The organism is Aliinostoc sp. HNIBRCY26 (genome assembly GCF_050235535.1).
Lineage (GTDB): Bacteria > Cyanobacteriota > Cyanobacteriia > Cyanobacteriales > Nostocaceae > Trichormus.
Genome location: NZ_CP189852.1, coordinates 1,185,794 through 1,198,892, shown reverse-complemented (window position 1 = coordinate 1,198,892; position 13,099 = coordinate 1,185,794). Strand labels below are relative to the sequence as shown.

General features: G+C 41.8%; 11 protein-coding genes. 7 read left to right on the top strand and 4 right to left on the bottom strand.

Going from position 1 to position 13,099, the window contains the following annotated elements; genetic code table 11:
* The first annotated feature begins 129 nt into the window (after positions 1–129).
* The 6 genes from ACQFX9_RS05055 to ACQFX9_RS05030 all read left to right on the top strand — a co-directional run bounded on the left by ACQFX9_RS05055 (position 130) and on the right by ACQFX9_RS05030 (position 7,487).
* On the top strand, positions 130–771 hold the full coding sequence (locus ACQFX9_RS05055; protein WP_427160988.1) for a Uma2 family endonuclease: 642 nt from the start codon (positions 130–132) through the stop codon (positions 769–771).
* 178 nt (positions 772–949) lie between these two features.
* Complete coding sequence (locus tag ACQFX9_RS05050; RefSeq protein ID WP_427160987.1) at positions 950–2,020, top strand: Mrp/NBP35 family ATP-binding protein; 1,071 nt, start codon at positions 950–952, stop codon at positions 2,018–2,020.
* A 255-nt stretch (positions 2,021–2,275) separates the two neighbouring features.
* Positions 2,276–3,589 carry a rod shape-determining protein RodA gene (gene rodA / locus ACQFX9_RS05045; protein WP_427160985.1) on the top strand — a complete coding sequence of 438 codons (1,314 nt, stop codon included), beginning with the start codon at positions 2,276–2,278 and terminating at the stop codon, positions 3,587–3,589.
* A gap of 386 nt (positions 3,590–3,975) precedes the next feature.
* Positions 3,976–4,173, top strand: coding sequence for an NAD(P)H dehydrogenase subunit NdhS (locus tag ACQFX9_RS05040; protein WP_103139333.1), 198 nt, complete (start codon positions 3,976–3,978; stop codon positions 4,171–4,173).
* Between the two features lie 141 nt (positions 4,174–4,314).
* Complete coding sequence (locus tag ACQFX9_RS05035; protein ID WP_427162796.1) at positions 4,315–4,971, top strand: HAS-barrel domain-containing protein; 657 nt, start codon at positions 4,315–4,317, stop codon at positions 4,969–4,971.
* 338 nt (positions 4,972–5,309) lie between these two features.
* Entirely contained in the window at positions 5,310–7,487 is a 2,178-nt protein-coding gene (locus ACQFX9_RS05030; protein ID WP_427160984.1) for a cation:proton antiporter, read from the top strand.
* A gap of 184 nt (positions 7,488–7,671) precedes the next feature.
* On the opposite strand, the gene pstB is transcribed toward ACQFX9_RS05030, so the two are convergent.
* From pstB to pstS, 4 genes are all read right to left on the bottom strand, one after another.
* Complete coding sequence (gene pstB, locus ACQFX9_RS05025; protein WP_103140162.1) at positions 7,672–8,478, bottom strand: phosphate ABC transporter ATP-binding protein PstB; 807 nt, start codon at positions 8,476–8,478, stop codon at positions 7,672–7,674.
* A gap of 67 nt (positions 8,479–8,545) precedes the next feature.
* Positions 8,546–9,427 carry a phosphate ABC transporter permease PstA gene (pstA, locus tag ACQFX9_RS05020; protein WP_427160983.1) on the bottom strand — a complete coding sequence of 294 codons (882 nt, stop codon included), beginning with the start codon at positions 9,425–9,427 and terminating at the stop codon, positions 8,546–8,548.
* A gap of 21 nt (positions 9,428–9,448) precedes the next feature.
* Positions 9,449–10,399 carry a phosphate ABC transporter permease subunit PstC gene (gene pstC / locus ACQFX9_RS05015; protein ID WP_427160982.1) on the bottom strand — a complete coding sequence of 317 codons (951 nt, stop codon included), beginning with the start codon at positions 10,397–10,399 and terminating at the stop codon, positions 9,449–9,451.
* Positions 10,400–10,628: 229 nt separating this feature from the next.
* Positions 10,629–11,813, bottom strand: a complete 1,185-nt coding sequence (pstS, locus tag ACQFX9_RS05010; RefSeq protein ID WP_427160981.1) for a phosphate ABC transporter substrate-binding protein PstS — start codon at positions 11,811–11,813, stop codon at positions 10,629–10,631.
* 682 nt (positions 11,814–12,495) lie between these two features.
* Between pstS and ACQFX9_RS05005 the strand changes: the two genes are divergently transcribed.
* Positions 12,496–13,083 carry a biotin transporter BioY gene (locus ACQFX9_RS05005; protein ID WP_236140723.1) on the top strand — a complete coding sequence of 196 codons (588 nt, stop codon included), beginning with the start codon at positions 12,496–12,498 and terminating at the stop codon, positions 13,081–13,083.
* Positions 13,084–13,099 lie beyond the last annotated feature (16 nt).

Genomic DNA, 13,099 nt, shown 5'->3' with positions numbered 1-13,099 from the left:
GCTTCTATTGCACTGACGCACCCTACACCTGCTGACGGCAATAGCTCAATGGCTGTCGTTCACCAAACCAACTATTGCAAAATATGGCAAACTCTTGGTATCAGCCAATATCCTGGGGAGAAATCAACTATGGTGGCGATAACACACCCAGCAGAAACTAGAAGTTTACTTCACAACATCAGCTGGCAAACTTTTAAAACTATGCTCCTAGAGATGGGTACAGAGCGCAGTTCCCGACTGGCTTACGACAATGGAATAGTAGAAATTATGTCCCCACTCATGCCACACGAAAACTCTAACCGTCTCATAGAGGTATTTGTTGGTGTCCTGTGTGAAGAATTTGGTTTAGAAATTAAACGTTCTGGTTCTTTGACTTTAATGCGGGATGATTTAGAACGGGGAGCAGAGCCAGATAGTAGCTACTATATCCAAAATGAAGCTTTAGTGAGAAATAAAGAAAATATTGACCTAGCAACTGATCCACCGCCTGATTTGGTGCTAGAGGTGGAATATTCTCACTCTGCAATAGACAAATTGAAACTGTATGCAGCGATGGGAGTTCCTGAGTTTTGGCGTTATAACGGCACTACATTAAGAATTTATCAACTTACAGACGGACAATATTCAGAAGTGCCAATGAGTATGACTTTTGCACCTGTCCCAGTGAGGGAGATTCCCCAATTTATTTCAGCAGCTAAACAAAATGGGGAAGTTTCTACTACTCGTGCTTTTCGTGCTTGGGTCAAGGAGAAACTTGCATCCCAGTCTTAGTTGGCAGGGTGTTACATTGCCAATTCCGGGCTTCTCATCTTTGAAATACCTAAAGAAAGTTAAGATTCTATTAGGTGATAATAAAAGTTTTTTAAATTTTGTTACGCCGATCGCAGAGAATACAGCAAGCAATTATTGCTTTACATTTTGAATTTTTAATTTTGCATTTTGAATTGTTATGTACGATGTCCTCGATTCCCAATCTGTTTTAGAAGTGTTGCGGCCAGTACAAGACCCTGAACTACGTAAGAGTCTGGTAGAACTCAACATGATTCGCAACGTCAAAATTGAAGGTGGTAAAGTCAGCTTTACTTTGGTTTTAACAACTCCCGCTTGTCCCTTAAGGGAATTTATCGTGGAAGACTGTGAAAAAGCTGTGAAAAAGCTACCTGGGGTAACGGATGTCAGTGTCGAGGTCACAGCAGAAACACCACAACAAAAAAGCTTACCTGACCGCAATGGTGTTCCGGGTGTGAAAAATATTATTGCTGTTTCTAGTGGTAAGGGTGGTGTCGGTAAAAGTACGGTGGCGGTGAATGTCGCTGTCGCATTAGCTCAAACAGGGGCAAAAGTCGGATTATTAGATGCGGATATTTACGGGCCAAATGATCCCACCATGTTAGGACTCGCGGACGCTCAAATTGTGGTGCGTTCTACAGAAAAAGGTGAAGTTTTAGAACCTGCATTTAATCATGGTGTCAAATTAGTTTCAATGGGCTTTCTCATTGACCGAGATCAGCCCGTGATTTGGCGCGGGCCTATGCTCAATGGTGTAATTCGCCAGTTCCTCTATCAAGTGCAATGGGGCGAACTAGACTATTTAATTGTGGATATGCCACCGGGAACTGGTGATGCTCAGTTAACCTTAACTCAGTCTGTACCAATGTCTGGGGCTGTAATTGTCACAACACCACAAACTGTAGCACTGTTAGATTCTCGTAAGGGTTTGCGGATGTTCCAGCAAATGAACGTGCCGGTATTGGGAATGATAGAAAACATGAGCTATTTCATTCCTCCCGATATGCCAGATAAACAATACGATATATTCGGTTCTGGTGGTGGTTCTAAAACCGCAGCCGAATTAGGAGTTCCCTTATTAGGCTGTGTTCCCCTAGAGATTTCCACTAGAATTGGTGGTGATAATGGTGTACCGATAGTTGTCGCTGATCCCAATTCAGCCTCAGCCAAAGCTTTAAAAGCGATCGCCTTAAATATCGCCGGTAAAGTTTCTGTCGCAGCTCTCACATAGTAAATCTTAATTTTTGTCTAATTCCTGGGTGAAAGCTTGGGAATTCAGAGTTATTAATAATCATGGGGCATAGGGCATGGGGCATGGGGCATAGGGCATGGAGCATGGGTTATTGGGTATTAGGATAAAATCTACCTTGTCTACCTTGTCTATCTTGTCTCTCTCGTCCCCAGTCCCTAATCCCCAATCCCCAATCCCCAATCCCCAGTCCCTAATCCCCAATCCCCAATCCCCAATCCCTAATCAACAATCAAAATGTTATTGAAACGTTCGCTTCCTAAAATTCGTTGGCAGTATTGGGTTAAACCTTGGCAGCACATAGATTGGCTCTTATTTATTCTGCCTGTGGGAGTCAGCTTCTTTGGCGGACTTATGATTCTTAGCACTGAACTGAAGCAACCTGTAACAGATTGGTGGTGGCATTGGTTGGTTGCTGGTATAGGTACTTTAATTGCGTTATTTATTTGTCGCTTTCGTTACGAGAATTTACTGCAATGGCATTGGGTAACATACGCAATTACTAACTTCAGTCTCATTGCGGTGATGATTGCTGGAACTAGTGCTAAAGGCGCACAGCGATGGATTAACATTGCGGGTTTTAACGTCCAACCCTCAGAATTCGCCAAAGTTGGAGTAATCATCACGTTAGCGGCTCTATTACACAAAAATACGGCAGCTACTCTACCTAATTTTTGCCGAGCTTTGGCGTTTACAGCCCTACCTTGGTTATTGGTATTTGTACAACCTGATTTGGCAACATCTCTAGTGTTTGGATCAATAGTATTAGGGATGTTGTATTGGGCAAATGCTAATCCAGGTTGGTTAATTTTGTTAGTATCTCCCGTGATTGCAGCCATCTTATTTGGTACATCTTGGCCGTTATCAGAACCATTAGTAGTCTTCCATGAAATCGCACTGGGGCCTTTAGGAATTCTTTGGTCGATAGCTATGGGAATTTTGGCTTGGTTCACTCTTCCTTGGCGACGATTTGGTATGGCTGGAATTGGTGCTGGAGCAATCAATATGATAGGCGGTGAACTAGGAATTTTCGCCTGGAATCATATTTTGAGGGATTATCAAAAAGCCCGATTGACAACCTTTCTACGTCCTGACCAGGATATATTAGGAGCGGGTTATCACCAACATCAATCACGCATTGCTATTGGTGCAGGTGAAATGTGGGGTTGGGGTTTATTCAAAGGGCCGATGACACAACTGAATTTCGTTCCTGAACAACATACAGACTTTATATTTTCGGCTGTGGGGGAAGAATTTGGTTTTATTGGGTGTTTAGTTGTTTTATTTATTTTCTGTTTGATTTGCTGGCGGTTGCTACACGTTGCTCAAACAGCCAAAGATAATTTTGGTTCGTTATTGGCGATCGGTGTTTTGTCGATGATTGTGTTTCAATTGATTGTTAATGTTGGTATGACTGTAGGTTTAGCACCTGTAGCGGGGATACCATTACCTTGGATGAGTTACGGGCGATCGGCAATGTTGACGAATTTCATGGCACTGGGAATAGTAGAATCGGTAGCCAATTTTCGCCAACGGCAGAAGTATTATTGATTTTGGAGTAATGAGTGCTGAGTAATGAGTGCTGAGTGCTGAGTAATACTAAATTTAAAAACATTGGTAGAAACTTGCTTTCCTAGTTGCGAATTGCTATGCAATATCGCAAGACATTTATTAAAGCAAAGACAAATTTTCATACGGAAAAGCAGAGGCTTGCAACCCTCTGTAATAAATATACTGGTTCTTCTGTTTACTCAGCACAGAATAAACGCCGCGCTACCACTAACAGAATTCATTACTCAAAACTCAGCACTCACCACTCAGCACTCACCACTGCTTCAGTCAATAGTTACTATTGGGAAAAGTGAAACTATGAACTATAGACTATAGACCAATCAAAGATATTAAGCTAATAGAAGGAATAACTAAGGAAAGAAGTCATGATTCTACCTGGAGCAACTGTTCGTGTTAAGAATCCCGCAGATACTTACTATCGCTATGAAGGACTAGTACAACGCGTCAGTGATGGCAAAGTAGCTGTGTTGTTTGAAGGCGGAAACTGGGATAAAATCATTACCTTTCGCCTATCGGAACTAGAACCTGTAGAAATCGCTACTGGCAAGAAAAAAGGAAAATAAGTTTTAGTCATTAGTCCATAGTCAATAGTCATTAGTAAAGGGATAGTGACTATTGACTTAGCACCGGCTAAACGCCGCGCTACCGCTAACAGCACTAATAACTCAGCACTCAGCACTCAGCACTTAGCACTTAGCACTCCCATGCGTCTTCCTCTCCCACAGTTTGATACGAGCGATCGCCACCCTAACCACATTGCGGAGGTGATCGAAACTACCTCTACTGAATTTTTGGCACAGTGTTTAGAACCGGAAGATTTAAGCTTTCCATCTATGCCTCCTTTTGGTAGTTGGGTGCTAGCTGTGGATGAGGAATCGGGTAATCAAGTTTTCGCAGTAGTATATTATGCTACTACTATGCCTGTGGATTCCGTACACCGAGCCGTGGCGTTGGGGTTATCATTGCAAGAATTACGCGAGGAACAGCCGCAAATTTTCGCTATGCTCAAAACTGAATTTCGGGCGGCGATCGTCGGTTTTGCTCCACCATCAACAATTACAGGTGCTAACCAAAGAGTTTATCAATATTTACCACCACGTCCCCCCCAAATTCATCAAGCTGTTTATCGGTGTGAACCAGATTTAATAGTTAAATTTACCGAAGAGTTAGATTTTTTGCGGACGCTGCTAGCTATTAATGGCGCGCCAGTGGAAGCGTTAACTGCGGCGGCGATTCGGGAAGTTTACCAATTACGCAAAGCTGACAGGGATTGGCTGATTAAGGCTGGACGCACTCTTAGTGTCCTCCTCAAAGACGACTACGATCGCCTACGATTCATTTTGAGCCAGATTCACCCGTAAATAGTTAATTCCCAGATTATTGTTAATTTTTCAGAGTGGCTTTCCAGAAACTTAGGTGTAAATTGAAAACTCCATAGGGTGTCCTAAATTGTGAATTCTCCCGAAGGCAATAGACGATTGCAGAAAATTATTAACAGGAATCATAGAATCATAGCTTCACCATCGCTCTGACTTTTCACATGACGTGAAAAGTCAACGCCAAACCTAACCCCCCAGCCCCCTTCCCTACTAGGGAAGGGGGAGCATCAAAGCCTCTCTCCTTGCAGGGGAGAGGTTTGGAGAGGGGTTTTCTAGATACCGTGAAAAGTCAGCACCATCGCTCCTGCAACTCCTAACCTATGGAACGAATATTACAAGTTCTTGCACTAGAACCAACTACCCAAGTTCTGGGACAAGAACCAATTGTTCCCTTTGCTATTTTGCTGGTAGTTATTTTAGTTGTACCTATTTTATTTGAACGGCTGAAATTACCTGGATTAGTTGGCTTGGTTTTATCTGGATTAGTGCTTGGGCCATCAGGCTGGGATCTATTTCAGAACAAATCAAGCATCATCAACTTACTAGCAGATATTGGTCTAGTTTATTTAATGTTTGTCGCTGGTTTGGAGGTGGAAATCGCGCAGTGGCGACGACAAAAACAACGTGCTTTAGGTTTTGCCTGCTTGAGTTTTGGTATATCGTTTTTACTAGGAATTTTAGTTGGCAGAATTTTTCATCTCAATTTGCAGCATTCTATATTATTAGGCTCATTATTCGCTTCCCATACTCTTTTGGCTTATCCTTTGCTGAGTCGTTTGGGGGTAGCTAGTAATGAAGCTGTCACAACTACAATTGCAGCTACGGCTTTTACTGATATAGGCGCGCTGATAGTCTTGGTGGGATGTGTGGCGATATCTCAGATCAAGATTTTTAGCTTAACTACACTACTTGCGTTATTAGGGGAATTAATCATTTACTCTGTTGTAATTGTGGTGGGTTTAGACTGGCTAGGCAAGGAATTTTTTCGCCGCTCAGGAGATGATGAAGGTAATAAATTTTTGTTTGTGGTGCTGACTCTATTTTTAGCGGTGATGGGAGCGCAACTCATTGGAGTAGAAAAAATTTTTGGTGCGTTTCTAGCAGGTTTAGCAGTCAATGATGTTGTCGGCGAAGGGCCAGTTAAAGAAAAAATAGTATTTATTGGCAGTGTTTTATTTATCCCCATTTTCTTTATAAACTTGGGTTTATTAATTGATTTGCCAACTTTATTCAACAATCTTTTAATTTTTAGGTTAACTTCTTTAATTTTGATCAGTTTGATTGCCAGTAAATTTATTGCTGCTTGGTTAGCAAAATTCATTTATCGCTATAGCTGGCAAGAAATGTTGACAATGTGGTCACTATCAATACCCCAAGTCGGTACAACTTTAGCAGCAACTTTTGTCGGCTATCGAGCCGGACTATTATCGCCAGAGTTATTGAGTAGCTTTATCATCTTGATGTTAGTTACATCAATTTTGGGGCCATTGATTACTAGCCGCACAGCTGTGACCTTAACTCCGCAAGCAATCACAACTAAAATCACCACAGATTTACCACAGCCACAGTCAGAAGCAGCGCACACACAGACTTTTACGATAGTTGTACCAATTTATAATCCCCACACTCAGCAGCATTTAGTGGAAATGGCGGCTTTATTGGCACGTCAGACAAAAGGTAAGATTATTCCACTAGCGATCGCACCAGCTGCATCTCATATGGATGCACCACAGTTAGAATTATCGGTACAGAGAAGTGAGCGTTTGTTAACTAAGGCTATTTATCACAGTCAAGCCTTTGGGATCAAAGCAGAGCCATTATTGAGAATAGATGATGCTTTTGCGTCAGGAATTAGCCGAGCCGCCCGTGAGCAAAAAGCTGATTTAATTGTCATGGGTTGGGGTAAACGCACTGGCTTAAGAGCGCGATTATTTGGCAATGTCATTGATGGCGTACTGTGGGCGGCTCATTGTCCAGTAGCAGTCACGCGCTTAGTAGATTCGCCCCAAAAAATTCAACGGATTTTAGTCCCCTTAGAAAATCTCATCACCCCATCACTACAGCCAGTGCAATTTGCCCAGATGCTAGCAGAAGCGAATCAAGCCCAGGTGACGGTTTTAAATGTATGCGATCGCCGCACCAGTTCTAGTAAAATTGCCGCTAGGCGATCGCACCTTTCCCAGTTGGTAGGGAAATTATCTACAGTCAATCCACCAGAGATTCAAATTCTTGCCCATGAGAATACAGCCCAAGCAATTTTGCAAGCCACAAGATTATATGACTTGGTAGTTTTACCCTTTATTCGTAATCACACTAATCCTGGCGGATTAGCCATTAGCGATGTGACAACTCAACTAGCCAGACAAATCACTTGTTCCATCATCATGTTTGGAGAACCTCAAAACACTGCTCCAAACACCATTACGCAAATTTCTAGTTCACAGTACCCATCTCTAGAGGACGCTGGCTGGAAAAAGGGCGTTGGGAGTCGGGAATAGGGGTTGGGGATTGGGCATTGGGCATTGAGTTAAAATCTACCTCATCTACCTCGTTAACCTTGTCTACTTCTCCCCGTTCCCTAATGACTATTGACTAATGACTATTGACTAATGACTAATAACCAAAAAATATGGGATGCAAATAAAGCATCCCCCATCTGTCGCAATATTTTATTGGTGATATTTAACCGAATCTACCACTGACGTAATCTCTAGTGTCTTCTTGCTTGGGATTGTTGAAAATGACTTCTGTGGCATCATATTCTACTAAGTAGCCGATACGACCTCCGGTTTCTGTGGAACGGACGTTGAAAAAGGCCGTCATGTCGGAGACTCTTGCAGCTTGCTGCATATTGTGAGTCACAATCACAATAGTATATTGCTCTTTCAATTCATGAATTAGTTCTTCTACTCGCAGGGTAGAGATGGGGTCTAACGCTGAACAAGGTTCATCCATCAGGATGATTTCGGGTTGCACTGCTACCGCCCGTGCAATACATAATCTTTGCTGTTGTCCACCAGATAAAGATGAGCCACTTTGTCTGAGTTTATCTTTGACTTCATCCCATAGGGCGGCTTGGCGTAAGCTTCTTTCTACCAACTCATCCATATTACCTTTGTAGCCGTTGATTTTAGCTCCAAAAGCAATGTTGTCATAAATTGATTTGGGGAATGGGTTTGGTCTTTGAAATACCATCCCAATGCGACGACGTACTTCTACGGGGTCGATATCGGGTGCGTATAAGTTTTTGTCATAATAGAAAATCTTCCCTTCGGCGCGGAATGATTCAATTAGGTCATTGAGACGGTTATAGCATCGCAGTAAGGTACTTTTACCGCAACCAGAAGGGCCAATGAAAGCTGTAACTTTATTTTTGGGAATGTCTAACCAAATATTCTGTAAAGCCAGAAATTTACCATAGTAGACATTCAAGTTCTCCGTTTTTAAAACGGTCTCTGTACTATTCACTGTGCTAATGTTAGTAGCCATATATTGTTTTGGTGTGCGTTAAAAAGAAAGCAAAGCAATCTTGCCAAAGCTAGAAAAAAATTTGTCTTTAAGCTTTCTGGCGGGTTGCCCAACGAGCGATGATACTAGTGACTAACACCATCAAGACCAAAATCAAAGAAGCAGCCCAAGCTAAGGCTTGCCAGTTCTTATAGGGAGAAATAGCGAAGTTAAACACCAAAACAGCCAGGGATGCTGTCGGTTTAAATAAGCTATCTGGCCAAAATGATGAAAATAAGGCGGTAAACAATAAAGGTGCAGTTTCTCCGGCTGCACGGGCGATCGCCAACGTAGTTCCTGTAACAATGGCTGGTAATGCCGCAGGTAAGACAACTTGTATGACAGTCTGAAAATTAGTAGCCCCTAAACCTACTGAAGCTTGGCGTAAATCTTGCGATACTAACTGCAAGGCTTCATCGGTGGTTCTCACAATAATGGGTAGCATCAATATTGAGAGTGCAAACCCTCCACCAATTGCTGAATATGAGCCGAGATTGAGTTTTACTAAAGCTAAAACCACAACCCCATAGGCAAATACGCCCGCAATAATGGAAGGAACTCCGCTTAATACGTTGGTAGCAAAACGTATCCATCTAGCCAGTTTACCAGAACTAAATTCTGTTAAATAGATGGCAGCAATCACACCTACGGGAATACTAATTAATGCACCGATACCTACCATTAATAGCGTTCCCAAAATAGCGTTCCCAAAACCACCTTGTCCCCTCAAAGGTGGTGGCGGTAGTTCGGTAAAGATGCTGAAATTGAGGCTGCTAAAACCTTGAATTAACACATAAGACAGTACCGCAAATAAAGGCAATAGTGCCAATGCCCCACAAGCAAATGCTACTCCCGTCATCGCGGTGTTAAACATGGTGCGGGGAGACGTGGTAACGCGAGTTAAAGCCCTTTCAGGAAAATGAGCAGTCATAAATATTCATCCACAACAAAGCTATATGCGTTTGACTCGCAGCACGATAAACTCAGCTAAAATATTGACCACAAGGGTCAAAACAAATAACACTAAAGCTGCATACATCAAAGCCGCAACTTGTAAACCACTGGCTTCGGCAAACTGGTTAGCTAGTAGGGATGAAATGGTATTGGCTGGTGCTAACAATGAGATGTTGACATTGTTAGAATTACCAATCAACATAGTCACAGCCATTGTTTCTCCCATTGCTCGACCAAGTGCCAACATCACAGCACTGACAATACCAGAGAATGCTGAGGGAATGAGAACTTGAAGAATTGTTTCCCACCGTGTCGCGCCTAGTCCTAAAGAGGCTTGTCTTAAACTAGGTGGTACGGAAATGAGTGCATCACGGGAAATAGCTGTAATGATCGGTAAGGTCATGATCGCGAGAATCACGCCCGCCGGTAACATTCCTGGCCCAGTAGGGGGGGTGCTGAAAATGGGCAACCAGCCAAAACTGCTATTTAGCCATTTCCCCAAGTTAGTTAAAATTGGTACTAGTACAAAAATTCCCCAGACACCGTACACTACACTGGGAATAGCTGCTAGTAATTCTACCAGAAACACTAAGACGGTGCGTACTTTACCTGGCAGAAAGTCTTCACTTAATAGTACAGCCGTACCTACACCGATAGGTACGGCTAATAGTAACCCAATAAAAGCACTGACGAGAGTTCCATAGATTTGGGGTAGTACCCCGTAGGTTTCATTGACTGGATTCCAGGTACTTTGGGCGAGGAAGCCAAGACCAAACGTCTTGATGGCTGGCCAAGCATCGACTGTTACTTGGAGGGTAATCCATAATAGAGTACCAGCGATCGCGATCGCAAAAATTCGAGTCAGCCAAATAAAACCTCGGTCTAATGATCGCTCCACATCGGAGCGATTTTTAATAGCTGCTGGCAGATTCTGAGAATTTGTAGCCATGACGACTGACTGTAAAAATTAAATCGGAGATAAATGTGAGAAGCAACCAGATTACTAAGTGATTGTCGCTGCCGTGTGCAAAAGCATAAGAACCCAAAATGATTAAGTTGTATGTGTTTATCAACCCACAACGCGACCCATGACATGAGATTAACTAGTACAACACGGCATCAATCCATTCATGCACAATCAACTCTGTTACCTGTTCGTAATAATTCCAGACCAATAACTATTTGCTAGCACTTGTACTGCTACCAACAGCAATTTTATAATCTGGGCTGATTTGGTCAGCAGCAGTAGCAACTTTTTGAACTACATTTTGAGGTAAAGGCACATATCCTAATTCAGCAGCTACTTTTTGTCCTTCAGTTAAGCCATACTCAATCATGGCTTCGATAGCTTTAGCCTTAGCTGCGTCAGGATATTTCTTGTAAACCAGAATCCATGAATATGTGACCACAGGATAAGAGTCAGCACCTTCAGGATCAGTAATAAAAGCTCTTAAGTTTTCTGGTAGAGTTACAGACTCTAAGGTTTTAGAGGCTGACTCTTCAGTCGGAACTACGAATTTTCCACCTTTGTTTTCTAAAGCAGCAAACTTTAAATTATTTTGTTTAGCGTAGCCGTATTCAACATAACCAATCGAACCTTGAGTTTGCTGAACTTGTGCGGTTACACCTTCATTACCTTTAGCACCCACCCCAGTAGGCCAATTAACGGTTTTACCATCGCCTACTTTGCTTTTCCAGTCTGGACTAATAGCACTGAGGTGTTTGGTAAATACACCTGTAGTACCGCTACCATCAGAGCGATAAATTACTGTAATGGCTTGGTCAGGTAACTTGGCTTCTGGGTTAGCAGCTGCTATTTTAGGATCGTTCCATTTTTTAATGTTACCCAGCAGAATGTCAACATAAACAGCTCGTGGTAATTTGAGTTCGCCAACATCAGGCAAGTTGTAAGCCAGAACAATACTACCTGCTGTCATTGGTAGTAATATCACACCTTTATCTGCTGGCACTTTTTGGATTTCTTCATCCTTCATTGCCACGTCGCTGGCTCCAAAGTCTACAGTCCCTTTGGTAAATTGCTCGACACCAGCACCGCTACCTACTGACTGGTAGTTGATTTGCAAATTAGGATACTTTTTGTTTACATCTGCGAACCAACTTTGATATAGAGGTGCAGGAAAAGATGCACCTGCTCCTGTCAAAGAGACATTACCACCTAAATCTAATTTTGCAGGATTAGAGGCTGTAGCATCCTTAGTGGTACCAGAAGAAGCATCATTAGTAGTATTACCATTGTCTGCTGCTTGCTGTCCACCACAAGCAGCTAAACCTGCTGCTAGTGCTAATACTGAGATGAAGACTGGAACACGGTTAATTTTTTTTGTCTGTAGACGTGAAAGCATAGCTTGTCAATTGTGAGTGAATTTCCACATAGGCGTTTCTAAACTACCTCCTATAAGTGGTATTTAAAGTTAAGGAAAGGTTAACAAAAAAGAAAGAATATATTTTTTTTAGATTAGGATACTGACTTATTTAGGAAACTAACTAGATAAATTTTATACCCATTAATCATTATTTGTTGTTCACTGAACATTTCACAATCTATAATGTGTATTCACAAAAATCTATTAATTTCTATTCAGAAGCCTTAGTCAATGAAGAAGTTATCACCAGAAAAACCACTCTTGACCGCTAGATTTATTTTTACATGAAGCAAAAATAAATCTGTATTTATACTGAAAAAATTTCCATTTTTACTTACAAAATAATTGTAATGCCAAGAGAAGTTAGAAAGCTTAGGTAAGACCTCGTAATTATTGCACAAAATCTAGTTTATAAAACTCTTAGAGATGTGAGCGATCGCCTAGTTAGCACGCATAAACACCAACAATAATGTCAATTATTTTACCACAATATCTAAGACAATCCCATAAGGCAACAATCAAATCAAAATGCAAAAAAATGAACTGTTACCACAAACTAGAAATGCAAATCTCCACTACTTGAGGGTATCAGCAAGAGTCCCAGTTACATAGATTAATGCCTATACTGGTTGCTGTTAGTTTTCCTTTGGCCTCATAATCAATGTTTGCCGCTTCCAATCAATTGCTCTGGTCTATGATTGGCTTACTCTTGACAATAGGTGGTACTTTTCTCGAAGCCCACAGTATCAGCTTACCCTGGAGTTGGAGTCAACATGGAATTAAAACTGTTTCTTTAGGTGTCTCTTATCAAATTGGTGCGGTGCTATTAATAGGCTGCCTGGGAGGACAAAATGCTGGTGCGCTGTCACAAATTGCTTATTTAGTAATGGGGTTAGCTCTACACCCTGTATTTGTTGATGGCGGCGGTGTTGGCTACGTTAGATTATCTCAATTTGGCTACTTATTAGGATTTATTCCTGGTGCATGGATTTGTGGCTTTGTGGCTTTTCAAACTAGGCCGAAGTTGGAAACGCTAACATTTAGCTGTATTTGCGGCTTGTTAACAATCCATCTGTGTGGAATTATTTATTTAATTGTTAGTCATGCTTTTCAAGGGCAAGGTTTGGATAATCCTCTATTAACACAAACTATTCTCAATTATTCTTGGTTTGCTATACCTAGCCAGCTAGCTATAGTTTGTGCAGTCACCGTAGTAGCATATGTGTTGCGACACTTAATGTTTTATTAGTTGTAGGGTTAGAAGC